This is a genomic window from Streptomyces sp. NPDC001415, assembly GCF_053597395.1.
Genome location: NZ_JBSFIE010000010.1, coordinates 59,305 through 78,213 on the forward strand (window position 1 = coordinate 59,305; position 18,909 = coordinate 78,213).

The 18,909-nt window shown below is 70.6% G+C and carries 17 protein-coding genes, 1 pseudogene and 1 riboswitch; of the genes and pseudogenes, 4 read left to right on the plus strand and 14 right to left on the minus strand.

Annotated elements, in window-relative coordinates:
- Positions 1-280: 280 nt before the first annotated feature.
- Both ACWC2B_RS15935 and ACWC2B_RS15940 read right to left on the minus strand, forming a co-directional pair.
- Positions 281-2,020, minus strand: a complete 1,740-nt coding sequence (locus ACWC2B_RS15935) for a recombinase family protein (RefSeq protein ID WP_450717049.1) — start codon at positions 2,018-2,020, stop codon at positions 281-283.
- A gap of 54 nt (positions 2,021-2,074) precedes the next feature.
- Positions 2,075-2,149 (minus strand): annotated as a pseudogene (locus ACWC2B_RS15940) (SCO4848 family membrane protein); the annotation flags it as partial.
- On the opposite strand from ACWC2B_RS15940, the gene ACWC2B_RS15945 reads away from it, so the two are divergent.
- Entirely contained in the window at positions 2,148-3,611 is a 1,464-nt protein-coding gene (locus tag ACWC2B_RS15945; protein ID WP_450717050.1) for a D-alanyl-D-alanine carboxypeptidase family protein, read from the plus strand. The pseudogene ACWC2B_RS15940 and the gene ACWC2B_RS15945 sit on opposite strands and share 2 nt — an antisense overlap.
- Here ACWC2B_RS15945 and ACWC2B_RS15950 read toward each other — a convergent pair.
- Genes ACWC2B_RS15950 through ACWC2B_RS15965 form a run of 4 tightly spaced genes read right to left on the minus strand, consistent with a single transcriptional unit; the run spans position 3,580 to position 6,408 of the window.
- Complete coding sequence (locus tag ACWC2B_RS15950; RefSeq protein WP_450717051.1) at positions 3,580-4,479, minus strand: YihY/virulence factor BrkB family protein; 900 nt, start codon at positions 4,477-4,479, stop codon at positions 3,580-3,582. The genes ACWC2B_RS15945 and ACWC2B_RS15950 overlap by 32 nt on opposite strands.
- Complete coding sequence (locus ACWC2B_RS15955; RefSeq protein ID WP_450717052.1) at positions 4,467-4,931, minus strand: GtrA family protein; 465 nt, start codon at positions 4,929-4,931, stop codon at positions 4,467-4,469. The genes ACWC2B_RS15950 and ACWC2B_RS15955 overlap by 13 nt, the downstream gene beginning before the upstream one ends.
- Complete coding sequence (locus ACWC2B_RS15960) at positions 4,928-5,872, minus strand: decaprenyl-phosphate phosphoribosyltransferase (protein ID WP_450717053.1); 945 nt, start codon at positions 5,870-5,872, stop codon at positions 4,928-4,930. The genes ACWC2B_RS15955 and ACWC2B_RS15960 overlap by 4 nt, the downstream gene beginning before the upstream one ends.
- Positions 5,869-6,408: a phosphatase PAP2 family protein gene (locus ACWC2B_RS15965; RefSeq protein ID WP_450717054.1), complete on the minus strand. Its 540-nt coding sequence runs from the start codon at positions 6,406-6,408 to the stop codon at positions 5,869-5,871. The genes ACWC2B_RS15960 and ACWC2B_RS15965 overlap by 4 nt, the downstream gene beginning before the upstream one ends.
- Before the next feature lie 250 nt (positions 6,409-6,658).
- Between ACWC2B_RS15965 and ACWC2B_RS15970 the strand changes: the two genes are divergently transcribed.
- Positions 6,659-8,044, plus strand: coding sequence for an FAD-binding protein (locus ACWC2B_RS15970; protein ID WP_450717055.1), 1,386 nt, complete (start codon positions 6,659-6,661; stop codon positions 8,042-8,044).
- Positions 8,045-8,119: 75 nt separating this feature from the next.
- Positions 8,120-8,875 carry a decaprenylphospho-beta-D-erythro-pentofuranosid-2-ulose 2-reductase gene (locus ACWC2B_RS15975; protein WP_450717056.1) on the plus strand — a complete coding sequence of 252 codons (756 nt, stop codon included), beginning with the start codon at positions 8,120-8,122 and terminating at the stop codon, positions 8,873-8,875.
- 105 nt (positions 8,876-8,980) lie between these two features.
- On the opposite strand, the gene ACWC2B_RS15980 is transcribed toward ACWC2B_RS15975, so the two are convergent.
- From ACWC2B_RS15980 to ACWC2B_RS15990, 3 genes are all read right to left on the minus strand, one after another.
- Positions 8,981-9,559: a 2'-5' RNA ligase family protein gene (locus tag ACWC2B_RS15980; protein ID WP_450717057.1), complete on the minus strand. Its 579-nt coding sequence runs from the start codon at positions 9,557-9,559 to the stop codon at positions 8,981-8,983.
- 106 nt (positions 9,560-9,665) lie between these two features.
- A complete protein-coding gene (trpS, locus tag ACWC2B_RS15985; protein WP_450717058.1) occupies positions 9,666-10,679 on the minus strand; it encodes a tryptophan--tRNA ligase in 1,014 nt (337 codons plus the stop codon).
- A gap of 523 nt (positions 10,680-11,202) precedes the next feature.
- The gene (locus tag ACWC2B_RS15990) at positions 11,203-12,474 is read right to left on the minus strand and encodes a serine hydroxymethyltransferase (RefSeq protein WP_450717059.1); all 1,272 of its coding nucleotides are present in this window, start codon (positions 12,472-12,474) and stop codon (positions 11,203-11,205) included.
- A gap of 29 nt (positions 12,475-12,503) precedes the next feature.
- Positions 12,504-12,594, minus strand: a riboswitch (ZMP/ZTP riboswitch).
- Between the two features lie 95 nt (positions 12,595-12,689).
- On the opposite strand from ACWC2B_RS15990, the gene rocD reads away from it, so the two are divergent.
- On the plus strand, positions 12,690-13,925 hold the full coding sequence (rocD, locus tag ACWC2B_RS15995) for an ornithine--oxo-acid transaminase (RefSeq protein ID WP_450717060.1): 1,236 nt from the start codon (positions 12,690-12,692) through the stop codon (positions 13,923-13,925).
- A 39-nt stretch (positions 13,926-13,964) separates the two neighbouring features.
- On the opposite strand, the gene ACWC2B_RS16000 is transcribed toward rocD, so the two are convergent.
- The 5 genes from ACWC2B_RS16000 to ACWC2B_RS16020 form a co-directional block, all read right to left on the minus strand.
- A complete protein-coding gene (locus ACWC2B_RS16000; RefSeq protein ID WP_450717061.1) occupies positions 13,965-14,876 on the minus strand; it encodes a hypothetical protein in 912 nt (303 codons plus the stop codon).
- Positions 14,877-14,883: 7 nt separating this feature from the next.
- Entirely contained in the window at positions 14,884-15,270 is a 387-nt protein-coding gene (locus ACWC2B_RS16005) for a hypothetical protein (RefSeq protein WP_450717062.1), read from the minus strand.
- A gap of 1 nt (position 15,271) precedes the next feature.
- Positions 15,272-17,062 (minus strand): hypothetical protein, encoded by a 1,791-nt coding sequence (locus tag ACWC2B_RS16010; RefSeq protein WP_450717063.1) that lies wholly within the window; start codon positions 17,060-17,062, stop codon positions 15,272-15,274.
- A gap of 232 nt (positions 17,063-17,294) precedes the next feature.
- Positions 17,295-18,476 (minus strand): glutathionylspermidine synthase family protein, encoded by a 1,182-nt coding sequence (locus ACWC2B_RS16015; protein ID WP_450717064.1) that lies wholly within the window; start codon positions 18,474-18,476, stop codon positions 17,295-17,297.
- A gap of 22 nt (positions 18,477-18,498) precedes the next feature.
- The gene (locus ACWC2B_RS16020; RefSeq protein WP_450717065.1) at positions 18,499-18,768 is read right to left on the minus strand and encodes a hypothetical protein; all 270 of its coding nucleotides are present in this window, start codon (positions 18,766-18,768) and stop codon (positions 18,499-18,501) included.
- Between the last annotated feature and the right edge of the window lie 141 nt (positions 18,769-18,909).

The following is an 18,909-nucleotide window of genomic DNA, read 5'->3' on the forward strand; positions in this document are numbered from 1 at the left end:
GGCTACATGCGAAGCAGAAAAGATGCTGCACAGTCCTTCTTTTCTATACACACACATAGAAAAGAAGGTACGGGAAGCGGAAAAGGTACTTCACTCTGCCCGTAACGATGCCAGGGGTAGGCCAGCGGAGCGTGCCAGCCTACGGGGCGACGACCCGTAGCGGCCCTGCGGTCGCACACGGGAACTCTGGCGACTTGGAGACATGAGCTTGGCCCCGCCGGATCGCTCCGAACGGGGCCGTGCTTGTGGTCGGACCTATGCGGTCACCCTTATTGCCGCTTTAGAGTGCCGCCAAAAGTTCCTCTTCTTCAGTCTCGTCATCCGCTGGAAGGGGCCGCCAGTCCAGCGTGACCCGATCCTCTACCGGGATGTACTTCTTGGTATATGGGTCACGGCCAGGCCCAACAGAGACCCCCGAGAGGAACAAGTCAAGGAACTCTCGCCGCTCGTACACGGTCCACCCATCCCACGTGGACCCAGGACCCAGGGGGTCCTCACCCGGCTCATACCATTCACTCGGAATCTGCACCGCAGTTGCGGTTTCCGCATCGAGCTCAGAAATTCGGGCCACGCATCCATCCTCATAGGCCCGGTACTGCTCCATTGTGGCTCGCCACGTGGCCAGCTCTTCTCGACCACGGTAGAGCCCCGCCTTACGGTCCATTTGTAGCTCAGCGATGGACTGTCGCACATGTTCCAGGTGAGCCACAGTTTCCCTGCGCTCCTCCTGAACTCCGGCCAAATCCTTCTGGTGAGCGAACCGGAGGGCGGCAGCAGCCAGCCATTCCCTGTCCGCATCATTTTCGATGTCCGCCGCATCGAGCCGCGCCCAGACACAACGGGCGACATAATCATCAGCGTCTTTGCGCTTAATGCTCAGTCCGCCATGCCCCTTCGGGTTGGCGCACATGTAGTAGTCCTGTCCGCCGTTGTTCTTGCTCTGCCCCAGGGAACCTGTGCAGATACCGCAAGTCGAGAACCGCCACCCGCTCAACAAGGTGGGCGTGGCCTCTCCACCGGGCTGCCTGTTGCTCTTGGATCGCTTGTTCCGCTTTTCCTGGAGTTCCAGCCACTTGACGCCCGCGACGATTCCTCGGTGAGGCGTGAGCGGTGCCCCTGCCTCGTTCCGAGCGATCACGTTTACGTGAGCCTTTCCGCGCTTCACACGTTCGCTGGCAAAGCCCCCGATAGCCGGATGGTTGAGGATCCAGCGGACTGTCTGAGCGCGCCACCGAATAGGACTGTCCTCTTTGGATACGCGGCGCTTCTTGATGGACTCCATCCGCTTTTCGGTTGCGCGCCGTTCAGCCTCTCCAGGGGCCGGGAGCTCTTCCGACTCAAAGGTTGTGGCAATCTTGTTGTCGGAGATCCCGTCGAGCGCCATATTCACCATGCGTTCGACAATTTCCACATGCTCCGGGTTGTCTGCGTCCGGCTCAAGCACAGACACAACGAGGTTCCCGATCTTCTCTCGCACGGCCCGCATCCCATACGGGGCGGAGCTGGAATGCCGTCCGCCGACCGCCTTGATCTCGTCCTTCGCTCCCCTCAGACGCTCCGCTTTGATATCGCTGTCCTGTTTAGCCAGTGCCGCAATCAGAGCGAAGATCGCAACACCGATGGGATTGGACGTATCAAGGAAGGGTTCAAGAACGGATACGAATCGAACTCCGTAATTCTTGAATTCCTTGTCGATCTCCAGCGCGTCGTGTGCGCCCTTACGAGTCAGCCGGGACAGCTCGTTGACCACGACCACGTCCACCTCGCCCGCGCGCACGGCGGACATGAGGTCCTCGAACCCTGGCCGGACGGCATTCGGATCCCAACCGGACCGACCGACGTCCTTGAAGGTGTGAACGACCTCCCAACCTCTGCTCGCCGCCAGCGCCGCACCGGCCGCCAACTGTGCTTCTGGGGACGCCTCCGAGGAGTCAGGGCGTGCCTTGGACTGTCGGGCGTACACGGCGACTCGCACCGTGTCCAACTGCTCGGCTCCGACGGCTGATACGAAGGGGGTCAACGCCTCTCACCTGCTCTTTCCTGTTAGCACGCCTCTACCAATTAGTTACCTATGGAAGGTGGTCCAGATGACCCAGCTCCACGCGCCGAAGGCGAGCAGGAACCAGGAGAGAGGGCGGCTGAGTTTCATGCGTCCAGTATCGGCGTCGGCCGCCGGGCACCTCCGACTGGGTGGGAGCCCCCGGCGGGTCATCCATACGATGATCGGATCAGTGGCCGCAGCCTGTACGTTCTCGAACGTGTCTGCCGTGAACGTTTCCCAGAAGACCGCGTCCCAGGGGCCCGCGTCCGAGAAGACCGCGTCCGAGAGCCTCGCGTCGCGGCTCCGCGTGCCCAGGCGTCCCGCCGGGCTCGCTTTGTCCGTCGCCGTGGCCTCGGCCGCCGTGCTGCCCGTCCTCGCCGCGGGCCCGGCCGGCGCGCTGCCCCGGGACGACAAGCCGACCGCGTCCGCCACGCCGGGTGCGCCGGGCAAGGCCCGCAACGACCCGCCGCCGACGGACATGTCGAAGGTCGGCGGAGACCAGCTCGGCCAGGCCGGCACCCAGGTGCGGCTCGGCGCCGGCGCGCCGGTGCTGCCCAAGGACCTGACCGGCCGGTCCTGGATCGTCGCGGACGCCGAGAGCGGCCAGGTGCTCGCCTCGCACAACGCGCACTGGCGGCTGCCGCCCGCCTCCACCCTGAAGATGCTGTTCGCGGACACCGTGCTGCCCAGGTTCCCCCGGGACCAGCAGCACACGGTCACCCCGGACGAACTCGCCGGCATGGGCTCGGGCAGCAGCCTGGTCGGGTTGAAGGCGAACCTGTCGTACTCGGTGCACGACCTGTGGCTCGGGGTCTTCCTGCGCTCGGGCAACGACGCCGTGCACGTGCTCTCCACGATGAACGGCGGCGTGCCCAAGACCGTCAAGGACATGCAGGACCGGGCGGACGAGCTCCAGGCCCTGGACACCCGGGTCGTCTCACCGGACGGCTACGACATGCCGGGCCAGGTCTCCAGCGCGTACGACCTGACGCTGTTCGCCCGCTCAGGGCTGCAGAACAAGGACTTCCGCGAGTACTGCTCGACGGCGACCGCGAAGTTCCCGGGCCCCGAGGGCAAGGACAAGAAGCGCGAGGCGGTGGAGATCCAGAACACCAACCGGCTGCTCACCGGCGACTTCGGGCTCGACCCGTACAAGGGCATCGCGGGCGTCAAGAACGGCAGCACCACCAACGCGGGCGCGACCTTCACCGGGGTCGCCGAGCGGAACGGGAAGGTGCTGCTCGTCACCGTCATGAACCCCGAGCCGACGGAGAGCCAGGCCGTCTACAAGGAGGCGGCCCGGCTGCTCGACTGGGGGTTCGCGGCCAACGGGAAAGTCACCCCGGTCGGCGAGCTGGTCCCGCCGAAGTCCGCGACGACCGGGACCGGCTCGGGCAGTTCTCAGGGCAGCTCTCAGGACCGTGCGAAGAGCAAGCCCGGGCAGCCGGCCGCGGCCAAGGGCGAGAGCGGCGGGATCGGCATCGCGCTCGGCATCTCGGCCGGCGCCCTTGTGATCGTCGTGGGCGCGATCTTCCTGCTCAACCGGCGCTGGCCGATTCGGAAGCGGTGACGTCCGGGTCGTCCTCCTTGGCAGGGGTGGCCGTCCACGCCGCGCAGAACAGGAGCAGCTTCGCCGTGAAGTTGATCCAAAGAAGCAGCGCGACGGGCACCCCGAAAGCCCCGTACATGCTCTTGGCGGCGACGCCCTTCATATAGCCGCCGAGCAGCATCTTGAGGAGTTCGAAGCCGACCGCGCCGAGCAGCGCGGCCGCCATCAGGCGGCGGCGCGGCGGGCTCACGCCGGGCAGCAGCGTCAGGACGTACAGCAGGAGCAGGAAGTCGGCGAGGACGGCGACCGCGATCGCCGCGATGCGCAGCAGCACGCCGCCCGCGCCGCTCTGGTCGATGCCGAGCCGGTCGGCGGTCCAGCCGATCGCGGTGGAGCCGATGGAGGACGCGGCCCACGAGGCGAGGCCGGCACCGCCGAGGCCGAGCAGGATGCCGCCGTCCTTGAGCTTGCGCAGGATGGGGTTCTCGCCCTCGTCGGCGTCCTCCACCTCCCACACCGCGCGCAGACAGCCGCGCATCTGCGAGACCCAGCCGATGCCGGTGAGCAGCAGCAGGGCGCCCGCGACGATGCCGACGGTGCCCGCGTTGTCGATCAGCGCCTGGAGGTCGATCTGGTCGGAGATGCCGGGGACCTGTTCGGCGATGGTGTTCTGGAGCTTGTGCACCTGCGTGCCGGAGAGCAGCGCGGCCGCGACGGCGGCGCCGACGGTCAGCAGCGGGAAGAGCGCCAGGAAGCTGATGAAGGTGATGGCGGCGGCCAGCCTGGACCAGTAGACCCGTTCGAGCCGCTCGTACGAACGCCAGGCGTGCGTCCGCATGAGCCGGGCGATCCAGGGCCCGACGACGGGAAGTTTCTTCAGCCAGTCCATGACGTACGACTACCCTCTCCACCTCGGCCGTGTCCTTGCGGGGGCGGGCCCGCGGGCCCCACGCGGAACACCAGCGTTCTCGTACCCCAGAATCGCAGGCAGGTGGCGAGTGCCATGCCGAAGACGGCGCCGGACAGGGTGTCGGCGCGGGGCGAGGTGAGGCCGAGGCCGTAGTGCGAGACGGCGATGCAGAGCAGCTGCACGAGGGCCCCCGCGATGTTCACCGCGAAGAACACGGCGTACTCGCGCCGGCCGGCCCGGCGCCCGCGGTACGTCCAGAACGCGTTGCCGAAGTAGGCGACCGTACAACCGGCAAGGAAGGAAAGGGACTTGGCGGCGATGGGGTCCCAGCCGAGGCCGGAGCGCAGCCACACGAACAGGCCGAGGTCGGCCGCGTACGCGCAGATCCCGGCCAGCGCGAACCCGATCACCTCGGACCGGGCCACGGTCACAGGTCGGCCACCGCGAGCGCGTACATCGAGAGCCAGGCCAGGCCGATGACCGCGAGCGCGCGGTCGTGCAGGACGACGTCCTCGGGCGCCCCCGCGCTCCCCCGGTCGGCGAAGACGGCGTAGCGCAGGATCGCCCCGATGAAGGGGACCATCGACAACTGCCGCCAGGGCAGCAGCGATCCATTCGACACGCCGCCGCTCTCCAGCGCCCACATGCAGTAGGCGAGGACCGCGACTCCGGCGGCGAGCTGCCACACGAAGCGCAGATAGCCGGTGGTGTACGCGTTCAGGAGCGAGCGGGTGGCGGCCCCCCGGCCCTCCATCTGGAGGGCCTCGGAGTACCGCTTGGCGGAGACCATGAACAGCGCGCCGAACCCGGCGGTGATCAGGAACCAGCGGGACAGCGGGATGCCGAGCGCGACCCCGCCGGTCATCGCCCGCATCAGGAACCCGGTGGTGACGACCACGAGGTCGACGACCAGGACGTGCTTCAGCTTGACGCAGTAGGCGAGTTGCATGACGACGTACGCGGTGAGCAGCGTGGCCGTCATCGCGTTGCAGGTCAGCGCGGCGGCCAGCGGGGCGAACACGGCGAGGACCCCGCCGGTCGCGTACGCGACGCCGGCCGGCACCCGCCCGGCGGCGACCGGCCGGTGGCACTTGTCGGGGTGGGCGCGGTCGGCCTCGGCGTCGCGGGCGTCGTTGACGAGGTAGACGGCCGAGGCGGCGGCCGTGAACAGGACGAAGACCATGGAGAGTTGGGCGATGACGTGCGGGCTGGTCAGCCGGCCCGCGGCGGCGGGCGCGGCCACCACGAGGAGGTTCTTGATCCACTGGCGGGGCCGCGCGGTGCGCACCAGACCGGCGGGCAGCCCGAGCAGGCGCCGGGCGGCCGAGACCCGCTCCGACCCGTCGAGGAGTGCCGCCCCGGGCTCGGTCATCGGCGCCCCCTTTCGAGAGGCCTGCGCATCCAGGCCGCGCCGGCCCGCGCGGTGGCCCCGCCGAGCAGCGCGCCCGCCGCGATGTCGCTCGGGTAGTGCACCCCGGCGACCATGCGGGACACGCACACGGCGGCGGCCAGCGGCGGCACGAGGTGGGCCCCGGCGGGCCTCAGCGCGCCGTACGCGACGGCGGCGGCGGCCGCGGAGCTCGCGTGCGAGCTGGGGAAGGAGTGCCGCCCTGCGGTACGCACCAGGGGCTCGGCCGCCGGGAGTTGGGGCCGGGGTCTGCGCACCACGCGCTTCACACCCATGCTGGCGAGGTGGGCGGCGGCGACCAGGGTGGTGCCGCGCAGCCAGGCGCCGCGCCGGTCCCGGTCGGCGGCGGCCGCGGCGAGCCCGGCCGCGAGCCAGAGCGCGCCGTGCTCACCGGCCCAGGACAGCGCTCGGGCGGTGGCGGCCACCCGCGGGTCCGTACCGCAGTCGCGCAGTGCGGCCACGAGCCGCTGGTCGGCGTCGGTGCACGACGGCTTCTGCATGTGCCACCCCTCTTCCGTGACGTCGGCCCGCCAACTGGCCGTAGGCCACGGGCGACTCTCCTCCGCGAAGGGGTGTAAATCCGGTACAAATAAATATGACACACATATAATCACCCATTTCGGTTAGTGGTGATGGGGGATTCACCGAGTCGGTGCCGAAGGCGACGAGGGAGCCGTTGAAGGAGGCGACGAGGGAGGCGTTGAGGGAGGTTCTGACAAAAGGGATGACATAGGCGATACCGTCAGATTCATGTCTGCCGACACGTCACCCGACACCGCGCCCGCACCCCCCGGCCCGCCGACGTCCGTGAGCGGCTGGGGCCGCACCGCCCCGACCGCGGCCCGGCTGCTGCGCCCCCGGAGCTATGAGGAGGCGGCCGCCGCCGTCCGGGCGTGCGGGGCGCGCGGCACGATCGCCCGCGGGCTCGGCCGGGCGTACGGAGACGCCGCGCAGAACGCGGGCGGCGCCGTCCTCGACATGACCGGCCTCGACCGCATCCGCACCATCGACGCCGAGGCGGGCGTCGTCGTCTGCGACGCGGGCGTCAGCCTGCACCGCCTGATGGAAGTGCTGCTGCCGCTGGGCTGGTTCGTGCCGGTGACGCCCGGCACGCGCTACGTCACGGTCGGCGGGGCGATCGGCGCCGACATCCACGGCAAGAACCACCACGTCTCGGGCTCCTTCGCCCGTCATGTGCGCGAGCTGGAACTCCTCACCGCCGACGGCACGGTACGGACCGTCACGCCGGACAGCGAGCTGTTCGACGCGACGGCGGGCGGGATGGGCCTGACGGGCGTGATCCTGCGGGCTACGGTCCAACTCCTGCCCGTACGCACGTCGTTGATGTCGGTGGACACCGAACGGGCCGTGGATCTGGATGACTTGATGGCCCGTCTGGAGTCGGGGGACCACCGCTACCGGTACTCGGTGGCGTGGATCGACCTCCTCGCGCGGGGCGCCGGGACGGGGCGGTCGGTGCTGACGCGCGGTGAGCACGCGCCGCTCGACATGCTGCCGCCCCGCGCCCGCCGCACCCCGCTCGCCTTCCGGCCGCGGCGGCTTCCGCCCGCCCCGGCGTTCCTGCCGGAGGGGCTGCTCGGCCGCGCCTCCGTCGCGGCTTTCAATGAACTCTGGTACCGCCGGGCGCCCAGGCACCGTACGGGCGAGCTCCAGCGCATCTCGACGTTCTTCCACCCGCTGGACGGGGTGCCGCACTGGAACCGGGTGTACGGCCGGGGCGGCTTCGTGCAGTACCAGTTCGTCGTCGGGTACGGGCACGAGGAGACCCTGCGTGCCATCGTGCGCCGCATCTCCCGGCACGGCTGCCCCTCCTTCCTCGCCGTCCTCAAACGCTTCGGCGAGGCCGACCCCGGCTGGCTCTCCTTCCCTCTGCCCGGCTGGACCCTGGCCCTCGACATCCCCGCGAACCTCCCGGGCCTCGGCGCCCTCCTCGACGAACTGGACGAGGAGGTGGCGGGCGCGGGCGGCCGGGTCTACCTCGCGAAGGACGCGCGGATGCGGCCGGAACTGATGGATCAGATGTACCCGAAACTGCCCCAATTCCGGGCTTTGCGAGGGGAGTTGGACCCTGAGGGGGTCTTCCGCTCGGACATGAGCAGACGCCTGGGGCTGTGAGCCCGGCGGTGAACCCCCTCCGCCCCTCGACCACATCCGGCCCTGCCGGGCCGCCCAACACCTGACGGAGCCCTGATGAAGGACGCATTCGGTACCCCGCAGTCCCTGCTCGTGCTCGGTGGTACGTCCGAGATCGGCCTGGCCACCGCCCGGCGCCTGGTGGCCCGCCGCACCCGTACGGTCTGGCTCGCGGGCCGGCCCTCCCCCGCCCTGGAGGAGGCGGCGGCCGAACTGCGCGAGCTGGGCCCGGACGTCCACACGCTCGCCTTCGACGCGCTCGACTGCGCCGCGCACGAGGTCGCCCTCGGCAAGGTGTTCGCCGAGGGCGACATCGACATGGTGCTGCTCGCCTTCGGGGTGCTCGGCGACCAGCCCCGCGACGAGAGCGAGCCGCTCGCCGCGGTACGGGTCGCCCAGACCAACTACACCGGCGCGGTCTCGGCGGGCCTCGTCTGCGCGAAGGCCCTCCAGACGCAGGGCCACGGCTCGCTGGTCGTGCTGTCCTCGGTGGCCGGCGAACGCGCCCGCCGCGGCAACTTCATCTACGGATCGAGCAAGGCGGGACTCGACGCGTTCGCCCAAGGGCTGGGGGACGCGCTGCACGGCACGGGGGTGCACGTCATGGTCGTACGCCCCGGCTTCGTCCGTACGAAGATGACGGCGGGGCTGTCCGAGGCACCGCTGGCCACCACCCCCGAGGTGGTGGCACTGGCCATCGAGGCGGGGTTGCGGCGGCGGGCGGAGGTGGTGTGGGTGCCGGGGGTGCTGCGGGTGGTGATGTCAGCGCTTCGGCATGCGCCGCGGGGGGTGTTCCGCCGCCTCCCGGTATGACCCGGGGCGCTTGCCCACCGCCCCCCAGGACCGACAGCGCTGGGTCCCCTACAGGGGCGCGGGGAACTGCGCGTCTGGGGCGGAGCCCCAGCGCACTCCGCCGGGCTAGCGCAACGAGGGCTGGTCCAGGGACGTGGACTGGGCCGGGACTCCGAGCGCGCCCCGCCCGAAGGGATAGTCGTGGAGCTTGCGCCAGACCCCGTCCGCACCCTGCTCGTAGAGGGCGAACCCCCCGCACGTCCAGGCCGCCGAGAACCCCGCCAGGGCCCCGTACGCCAGGTCCATCGCCTCCTCGGAGATGCCGTGCGCCACCGTCACATGGGGGTGGTAGGGGAACTGGAGCTCGCGCACCAGCGGCCCCGCCTCGTCCCGTACCCGCTGCTGGAGCCACGCGCAGTCGCCCGCGCCCTCCACCACCTTGACGAAGACCACCGGGGAGAGGGGGCGGAACGTCCCCGTGCCTTCGAGCCGCATCAAGAACGCCCGGCCCGCCGCCGCGACCGAGGCCAGGTGCGCCTCGATCTCCGGCAGGCACTCCGCCTCGACCTCGTGCGGCGGCAGCAGCGTGACGTGCGTGGGGATGCCGTGCGCGGCGGGGTCACCGAAGCCCGCGCGCCGCTCCTGGAGCAGGCTGCCGTACGGCTCCGGGACCGCGATCGAAACGCCGAGCGTTACGGTCCCCACGTCGTTCTCCTCCGTGCTGTCGGTGGTGTGCTGTGCAGTGTGAGTGTGACGGGATTGCCCGCGGCTGACCAGAGCCCTTGGTCGGGCTCCGGCCAGGACGTCGGACTCAGTGCTTGGCGGGCAGCAGGCCGACCTTGTCGTACGCCGTCGCCAGCGTCTCGGCGGCGACCGCGCGGGCCTTCTCGGCGCCCTTGGCGAGCAGCGAGTCCAGCGTCTCGGGGTCGTCCAGGTACTGCTGCGTACGCGTGCGGAACGGCGTGACGAATTCCACCATCACCTCGGCGAGGTCCGTCTTGAGCGCGCCGTACATCTTGCCCTCGTACTCGGCTTCGAGCTCGGCGATGGTCTTGCCGGTCAGGGTGGAGTAGATGCTGAGCAGGTTCGAGACGCCGGGCTTGTTCTCGGCGTCGTACTTGATCACCGTGTCGGTGTCGGTGACCGCGCTCTTCACCTTCTTGGCCGTCGTCTTCGGGTCGTCGAGGAGGTTGATGAGGCCCTTCGGCGTCGACGCCGACTTGCTCATCTTGATCGACGGGTCCTGGAGGTCGTAGATCTTCGCCGTCTCCTTGAGGATGTACGGCGCCGGGACGGTGAAGGTGTCCCCGAAGCGGCCGTTGAAGCGCTCGGCGAGGTCGCGGGTCAGCTCGACGTGCTGGCGCTGGTCCTCGCCGACCGGGACCTCGTTGGCCTGGTAGAGCAGGATGTCGGCGACCTGGAGGATCGGGTACGTGAAGAGGCCGACGGTCGCGTTGCCCGCGCCGTGCTTGGCCGACTTGTCCTTGAACTGGGTCATCCGGCTGGCCTCGCCGAAGCCCGCCAGACAGTTCATGATCCAGGCGAGCTGGGCGTGCTCGGGCACGTGGCTCTGGACGAACAGCGTGCAGCGCTCGGGGTCGAGACCGGCGGCGAGCAGCTGGGCCGCGGCGAGCCGGGTGTTGGCGCGCAGCTCGGCGGGGTCCTGCGGGACGGTGATCGCGTGGAGGTCCACGACCATGTAGAACGCGTCGTGGGACTCCTGCAGCGCCACCCACTGGCGGACCGCGCCGAGGTAGTTGCCGAGGTGGAACGAGCCTGCGGTGGGCTGGATTCCGGAGAGCACGCGGGGACTAGTCGAGGCCATGCTCAGCATTCTCTCAGGTACGCGCGCCGTCCCGGAAACCCCGCGCTTGTGAGCGGCCCCACAGGTGGCCCAGCACCGCGGGGGCTCCGCCCCCGACCCCCCGGGGCGCCGGCCCACCCACGCGCCCGTGACGGGGGTTGAACCACCTGAACCCCCGGGGCTCCGCCCCGGACCCCGCTCCTCAAACGCCGGAGGGGCTGGGTGGGGCTTCCGTCGACCGCGGACCGTGCGTGGCTGGTCGCGCAGTTCCCCGCGCCCCTGGCAGCGCGGTGGTTGCTCGCTCCCACGCGGCGGAGCCGCACAATGTCACAGCCCCGCGCCCCTGGCAGCGTCGATGCTGGCCAGCACTGCACCTTCAGCCCGGCCGGACTTTTGTATGCCGCCCTTACAGGCATACCCAGCCTGTCCGGCGTTTGAGGACGAGCGCCCTTCAGGCGCGAACGGGGTCTGGGGCGGAGCCCCGGGAGTCCCGCTCCGCACACCCACACCCCCCGGTGGGTCTGGGGCAGGGGCGGGGTGGGGCTCAATCCAAGGGCAGGCCCGGGGCCGGGTAGGCGGCCAGCAGCTCCGCCACCTCCCCCCGGATCGCGGACAGCGCCACCTCGTCCCCGGCCCGCCCCGCCGTCACACCCCGGTCGATCCACTCCGCCACCAGCGGCATGTGCGAGACGTCCAGACCCCGCGACGTCAGCGAAGGCGTGCCGATGCGGATGCCGGACGGGTCGAAGGGCTTGCGGGGGTCGTACGGGACCGTGTTGTAGTTGACCACCAGACCTGCCCGGTCGAGGGCCTTCGCCGCCACCTTTCCCGGCACGTCCTTCGGTGTCAGATCCATCAGGATCAGGTGGTTGTCCGTGCCGCCGGACACGAGGTCGAAGCCCCGGGCGAGGAGGGCCTCCGCGAGCGCCCGCGCGTTGGCCACCACCTGGTGGGCGTACGCGCAGAACGCCGGCTGGGCCGCCTCGTGCAGCGCGACGGCGATCGCCGCGGTGGTCTGGTTGTGCGGGCCGCCCTGGAGCCCGGGGAAGACCGCCTTGTCGATGGCCTTCGCGTGCGATTCCCGGGACATCAGCATCGCGCCCCGCGGACCCCGCAGGGTCTTGTGCGTGGTGGTGGAGATGACGTCCGCGTACGGCGCCGGGGACGGGTGGGCGCCGCCCGCGATCAGGCCCGCGATGTGCGCGACGTCCGCGACGAGCACCGCGCCCGCCTCCCGCGCGATCTCCGCGAACGCGGCGAAGTCGATCGTGCGGGGCAGCGCCGTACCGCCGCAGAAGATCAGCTTCGGGCGCTCCTTGAGGGCGATGTCGCGTACCTCGTCGAAGTCGATCAGGCCGGTGTCGGCGCGCACCCCGTACTGCACGCCCCGGAACCACTTGCCGGTCGCCGAGACGCCCCAGCCGTGCGTGAGGTGGCCGCCCATCGGCAGGGCCATGCCCATCACGGTGTCGCCGGGCTCGGCGAACGCCAGGTACACGGCGAGGTTGGCGGGCGAGCCCGAGTACGGCTGGACGTTGGCGTGCTCGACGCCGAACAGGGCCTTGGCGCGGTCGACGGCCAGCGTCTCGACCTTGTCGATGTTCTGCTGGCCCTCGTAGTAGCGGCGGCCCGCGTAACCCTCGCTGTACTTGTTCTGCAGCACCGTCCCGGAGGCCTCCAGGACCGCCGTCGAGACGTAGTTCTCGCTGGGGATCAGGCGCAGGGTGTCCGACTGGAGCCGTTCCTCGGCGGCGACGAGCGCGGCCAGCTCCGGGTCGGTGGCGAGCAGGGCGGGGTGGGAAAGGGGAAGGCTCATGGCGTCCTCCGGGGTCCGTTGACAGGTTCCCGGGGTGCCCAGGCGGGCGGCACCTCGTGCGGCAGGCCGCGCACGGCTCCCCCGGGGTCGCTTCCCCGCTCGCCAGTCGCCGTACGTACCGAACACCCTACCGGCCACCTCCGACGGCAAGGTTTCTTCGTCCGGCATCCGAGCGACGATAGAAAAGGGCACCACCTACGCCCCATCCATGCCGCATGACGATCGGAGAACCCGTGTCGACCCACGCAGCGACCGAAGACGCCATCCGTTCCGCCGAGGCACACAGTGCGCACAACTACCATCCCCTGCCCGTCGTGGTCGCCTCCGCCGAGGGCGCCTGGATGACGGACGTCGAGGGGCGGCGCTATCTCGACATGCTGGCCGGCTACTCGGCGCTCAACTTCGGCCACGGCAACCGGCGTCTCATCGACGCGGCGAAGGCCCAGCTGGACCGCGTGACCCTGACGTCGAGGGCGTTCCACCACGACCGCTTCGCCCAATTCTGTACGGAGCTGGCCGAGTTGTGCGGCAAGGACATGGTGCTGCCCATGAACACCGGGGCGGAGGCGGTGGAGACCGCCGTGAAGACCGCCCGCAAGTGGGGCTACAAGGTCAAGGGCGTGCCGGACGGGCAGGCGAGGATCGTGGTCGCCCGGGACAACTTCCACGGCCGTACGACCACGATCGTCAGCTTCTCCACCGACCCGGAGGCCCGCGCGGACTACGGCCCGTACACGCCGGGCTTCGAGATCGTGCCGTACGGCGATCTCGACGCGATGCGGGCGGCGGTCACCGACGACACCGTGGCCGTGCTGCTCGAACCCATCCAGGGCGAGGCCGGCGTGCTGGTCCCGCCGCCCGGATACCTGGCGGGCGTACGGGAGTTGACGCGCGAGCGGAACGTGCTGTTCATGGCGGACGAGATCCAGTCCGGGCTCGGCCGCACCGGCAGGACCTTCGCGTGCGAGCACGAGGGCGTGGTGCCGGACGTGTACATCCTGGGCAAGGCGCTCGGCGGCGGCGTGGTGCCGGTGTCGGCGGTCGCCGCGTCGTCGGACGTGCTCGGCGTGTTCCGGCCGGGCGAGCACGGCTCGACGTTCGGCGGGAACCCGCTGGCCTGCGCGGTCGCACTGGAGGTCATCGCGATGCTGCGCACCGGCGAGTACCAGCAGCGCGCCACCGAGCTCGGCGATCACCTGCACCACGAGCTGGGCCTGCTGGCCGGCACGGGCGCGGTCGAGGCGGTCCGCGGGCGCGGGCTGTGGGCGGGCGTCGACATCAATCCGTCGTACGGGACGGGCCGGGAGATCTCGGAGAGGCTGATGGACCGCGGGGTCCTGGTCAAGGACACCCACGGCTCGACGATCCGGATCGCCCCGCCCCTGGTCATCAGCAAGGAGGATCTGGACTGGGGCCTCGACCAGCTGCGCGCGATCCTGGCCGAGCGGTAGCCGACCCCCTTACAGCAACTCCCTTTGCAGGCAACTCCCTTACGAGGATGGGCAGTTGGGGCCCGAGCAGAAGACGCTGAGGGCGGTCTTCAGGGTCTGCTCCTGCTCGGGCCACACGGTGGCGGGGCCCGCGGACAGCACGGCGTAGTGCTCGCCGCCGGGCGTCAGGAACGCGTAGTCCACCACCTGGCGCCGGTGGCCGAGCTGCTGGTTGTCGTACGCGTAGACGAGCCGGGAGGCCTGCGTGGCGACCCCGGGCACGGTCGCGTCGTTGCCGAGGCTGATCTCCTGGTACCCGGGGTTCTTCGCCAGCTCCCCGGAGGTCTGCTTCAGCGCGTCGTACGGGCTCAGGCCCGCCTCGGAGACGAGGTACACCTGGATGAGGCGGGTGCGGTCGGCGGAGTTGTAGAAGACGCCCTTGGGTCCCTGGTCCTCGCGGGTCCAGCCCTGCGGCACGTACAGCCTGAACCCCCTTGGATCCTGGGCGAGTTGGAACCCGGCGGGCACGGTGGCGCTGGGCGAGGCGGATACCGGGGCGGACGGGCTGCTCTTGCCGTCGCCGGTGCGGTCCGGGGTGCCAGAAGGCGCGCCGGAGGCGGACGGGCTCGCCGCGGCCTTCGGGTGGTGCGTCTCGCCGCGGGCGAGCAGCCAGCCGCCGCCCGCACCGGCCGCGACGACGAAGGCCATCGCGACGACGACGGCGACGGGCACGCGCCGGCCGGGGCGCGTCTCGGGCGGCGCCGGGGGTCCCGACTGCGGGCCGACCGTCGTGTACGGGCCCGGGTGGGCTTGGTCGTACGTGATGGCGGGGCCGGGGACCGGGGGCGGCGCCTGCGGGACCGGCGGGGGTGCGGGGCGTGGCGGTGGAGCCGCCGGGGAAGCGGCGTCCCGTACCGTCTCCCACTTCTGGGTCGCCGCGTTCCAGCGAACCTCGCCTTTGCCGCCGCTCACCGGAGCCTCACACCCCGATCAGGTCGCGGACCCGCTGGACCAGCGTCTCGCCCGAGGCGAGCAGGCCGGTGAGGGTGGTGGCACCGGCGAGCAGCTCGCCGAGACGGGCGAGGCGGCCCGGGGTGGCCTGCCCTTCCGTACGGATCTCGTCCTCGGTCTCGGCGAGTTCGGCGTCCAGGGCGCGGGTCTGGTCGTTGCGCACGAGCTGTCCGAGCCCGGCTCTGAACTCGACGATGGCGTCCAGGAGTTGGCGGTGGGCCTCGTCGTCGGCGGCGCCCGCGCGGTAGACGCTGGACACCTTGTTGTGGTCGCCGACCGAGACGGATCCGGTCACCCCGCTGATGTGTACGGATCGTTGGTTCCGCCGCGTGTCGTCGTCACCCGGTGTGCTCATCTCAGCCCTCGTTCCTGACGGTGTTGTGGTCGCCGACGCTGATCGCCCCTCGGGAGTTCTCGATCATGACGCCGCCCTGGGCGACATTGACGATCTTCTGCTCGAACTGTCCGGTGTCGTACCCGGCTTCGTACAACGCGCTGCGCACCCCGCTGGTCACCCGGTCCTCGATGGACTTCACGTAACGCCGGTAGTCCATCGCCTGGAAGAGGGAGGTGTCGGGTGCCGCGGCCAGTTCGCGCACCGAGCGGGCGGGGCCGTCGGGCAGCGCCCGGCCGTATCCGCCGGTGAGGCGGTGCCAGGTGGAGCCGATCGCGCGGCCCACCACGAGCAGCGAGCGGAACGCGGAGCCCGGGGTGCGCACAAGGGCCCAGGCCGCCTTGCCCAGCGGGGTGCGGCAGGCGAAGTCGTGGGCGGTGCGGTCGGCGCGGATGAAGTCCTCGCGCAGCGGGGGCAGGACGTGCGGCGCGATTTCCAGGACCAGCATGCCGCCCTGCGTGTGGACGCGTACGAACACGGTCGTGACGAGGTGTTCCTCCCAGCCGCCGACCCGGATCCGCAGGAAGTGCCTGCGCGCCTCGCCGCCCTCCTCCAGGGCGGCGGCCCGGTGCTGCTCGAAGTCGCCTTCATGGTAGGGGGCGTGGGCGCGCGAAGGGAGCCCTTCGACCGGCAGGAAGACGTACTCGGTCACTTCGAGCTGGCGCAGCCGGTCGCGTACGGCGAGGGCCTCGGCGGCCACCGTCGGCGCGGGGATGCGGAGCTGGGTGATGAGGGGTTCGACGATGCGCAGGATCTCGGCGTTGCTCACGCGGGTCGGGCGGCGGTCGCCGAGCGATTTGCGGGGGCGCAGCTGGATGGTGACCGACCAGGGTTCGAAGGGGTCGCCCGCGCCGCGGAAGGGGGCGTCCGCGCGGTAGACCGCGAGCGGGGCGTGCTGCTCGACGCGGATCATGGCGGCCAGCCGCTTGAGCCGCCCGTTGTCGTTGTTCTGCGCGGGGTCGGCGGCGAAGTCCTGGAAGCCTTCGGGCGACAGCTCGCCCGCCATCATCCGGGCGAACTGGAGGCGCTGCAGTCCGACGCAGAGCGCGAGCACGGCGACGCAGGCGAGCATCCCCCAGCCGAGGCCGGGGCTGAACCCCTGGCTCGCGAGGTCGAGAGCACCGCCGCCGACGAGGCGGGCAGGTCCGGCGACGAAGGAGGGCACGGAGTCCGCGCCGCCGCTACGGGCTCCGATTCCACCCCCGCTTCCGGTTCCGTAGTAGCCGTTCTCCCCGTAACTCCCGTAATTCGAGGAGTAGTTGTGCGAGGACGAGTCGTACCCGCCGAACAGCGACACAAGGACCGAGACGGCGAACACGACGAGCATGGCCCGGGCCCACCAGCGCAGCACGAACGCGGGGACGGTGCGGTACCAGGGTGCGGGCCGGGCCGTGCCGCGGATGAGGCGGGCGATGCCGAGCTGCAGGCAGGGGCCCACGACGATGAGGAAGGCGTTGCGGGTGACGACCACGCTCAGCGCCCAGACCACCAGGATGCCGAGCGCCCAGGCGATCTCCAGGTTGCGGGCGCGCAGGGCGTGTGCGAGCACGCGGGCCGCGTCGAAGCCGAGGGAGGGCGCGGTCACCCGCTCCTCGTGGACGTACAGCTCGTCGATGACGGCGTCGCGGTACTCCTCGTCGAGGTAGGCGCCCGCGGCCATCAGGCGGGTCGCCTCGCTGAGCGAGGGATGTACCGGCGGGAGGCCGCCGGGCCCCGTGGCCTGCGCCTGCTGCGGCACCTGAGCCTGCGTCATGTCCTGCTCCCCGGAGAACGATCGGCGTACGCCGCACCCCTTCAACTTCCTTAAATGAAAGGGGCGTTCGGGCGCAGCCAGGGTGGACATGGTAGCGACGCCCCGCCGCGCATGCCGCCCTGTTCACACCGTCCCCACGGGTTCTTCTGAGGCACGCTGGAGGAGCATGGGGTTGCGGAGGGGGCGCATGGCCGGGGTGCCACCCCGGACAACGGGCGGGTGGGCATCCCCCTCACAGAATTACGTGCGGCACGAACCTCGCGTACTCGTCCGTGACCAGCCCCGCCGACTCCCGGATGCCCAGGCCCGCCGACTCGTCCTCCACCACCCATGCCCCCAGCACCACCCGGTTGCCCGAGAAGTCCGGCAGCGGGGCCAACTCCTGGTAGCAGCAGGGCTCTTCGGGGGCGGCCGGGGCGGCGCCCGGGGGGTGCAGGGTGACGCCCGCGCCCTCCCGGCCGAGCAGGGGCTTCGCCACGTACCCCCGTCCGGAGGCCAGTTCCCGGGGCCCGTCCAGGTACGCCGGGAGCAGGTTCGGGTGCCCCGGGTACAGCTCCCACAGCACCGCGAGCAGCGCCTTGTTGGAGAGCAGCATCTTCCATGCCGGCTCGATCCAGCACGTGGTGCCCGTACCGCCCCCGTTGTCGAGGGTGTCCAGGACCTGCGGCCCGAACGTGTCCGAGGCGAGCCACTCCCACGGGTACAGCTTGAAGCAGGCCCGGATGAACCGGAGGCGGTCGTCGACGAAGCGGCCGGTGAGCCGGTCCCAGCCGATGGACTCGACCGACAGCGCCTCCGTGTCGAGGCCCGCCTGCTCGGCCGTCTCGCGCAGATAGGCGACCGTCATGAGGTCCTCGCCCAGCTCGTCCGTGTCGGAGTGCGCGAAGTGCACGGGCCCGGGCGGCAGCAGCGGGGCCTGCCGCTTCCATGCCTCGACGAGGCGCTCGTGCAGCGAGTTCCACTGGTCCGCGCCGGGGAAGCGGTCCTCCATCCAGAACCACTGCGCGCTCGCCGCCTCGACGAGCGAGGTCGGGGTGTCCGCGTTGTACTCCAGCATTTTGGCGGGTCCGGTCCCGTCGTACCGCAGGTCGAACCGGCCGTAGAGGGAAGGGAGTTCGGCCCGTCGGCGCCACGACTCGGCGACCAGGTCGGCCAGGCGGCCGTCCATGATGCCCAGGTCCGCGAAGCGGCCCTTCTCGACGATGTGCGCCGCCGCGGCCAGGCACATTCCGTGCAGTTCCTCGACGGTCTCCTCCAGCGCCTCGACCTCCGGCAGCGTGAAGGAGTAGTAGGCGCTCTCGTCCCAGTACGGACGCAGGGAGTCGTCGGGGTAGCGGGTCAGCGGGTAGATCAGGCCCTGTTCCTCGACGGTCCGCTGCCAGTCGGGGCGCGGTTCTATGCGATGGCGTTCCATGTGTGTCCTACGTCCCGATCCTTCAGCCGCCGCCGGATCCGCCGTGGCCGCCGAACCCGCCGCGCGAGACGCCGGACTTGTCGAAGGAGCCGCCGGAGACCTTGCCGCTGCGGCTGGACCCGCCGTAGTAGTACTGACCGGTGCCGCCGCTCTTGCACTCGTACTTCGGCAGTTCCTTGTACGTGACCGGGTTGACGCAGCGCCGGTCCGGCTCGTCGCCGCACGCGGTGAGCGTCGCGGCCAGCACTCCCATCCCGCCGAGCACCACCGTCGCGGACCTGAACCTTCGCATCGCCGGACCTCCCCCGTTTCACGTACTGACTTCGCTGTGGGACGCGTTTCGGCCACACACTAGTTCCCGGCCACCGCGGGCCCGCCCCCGGGCTTTCCCCGGCCGCCGGGCCTGCGACTACAGTCCCCCTGTGTTCTTCGG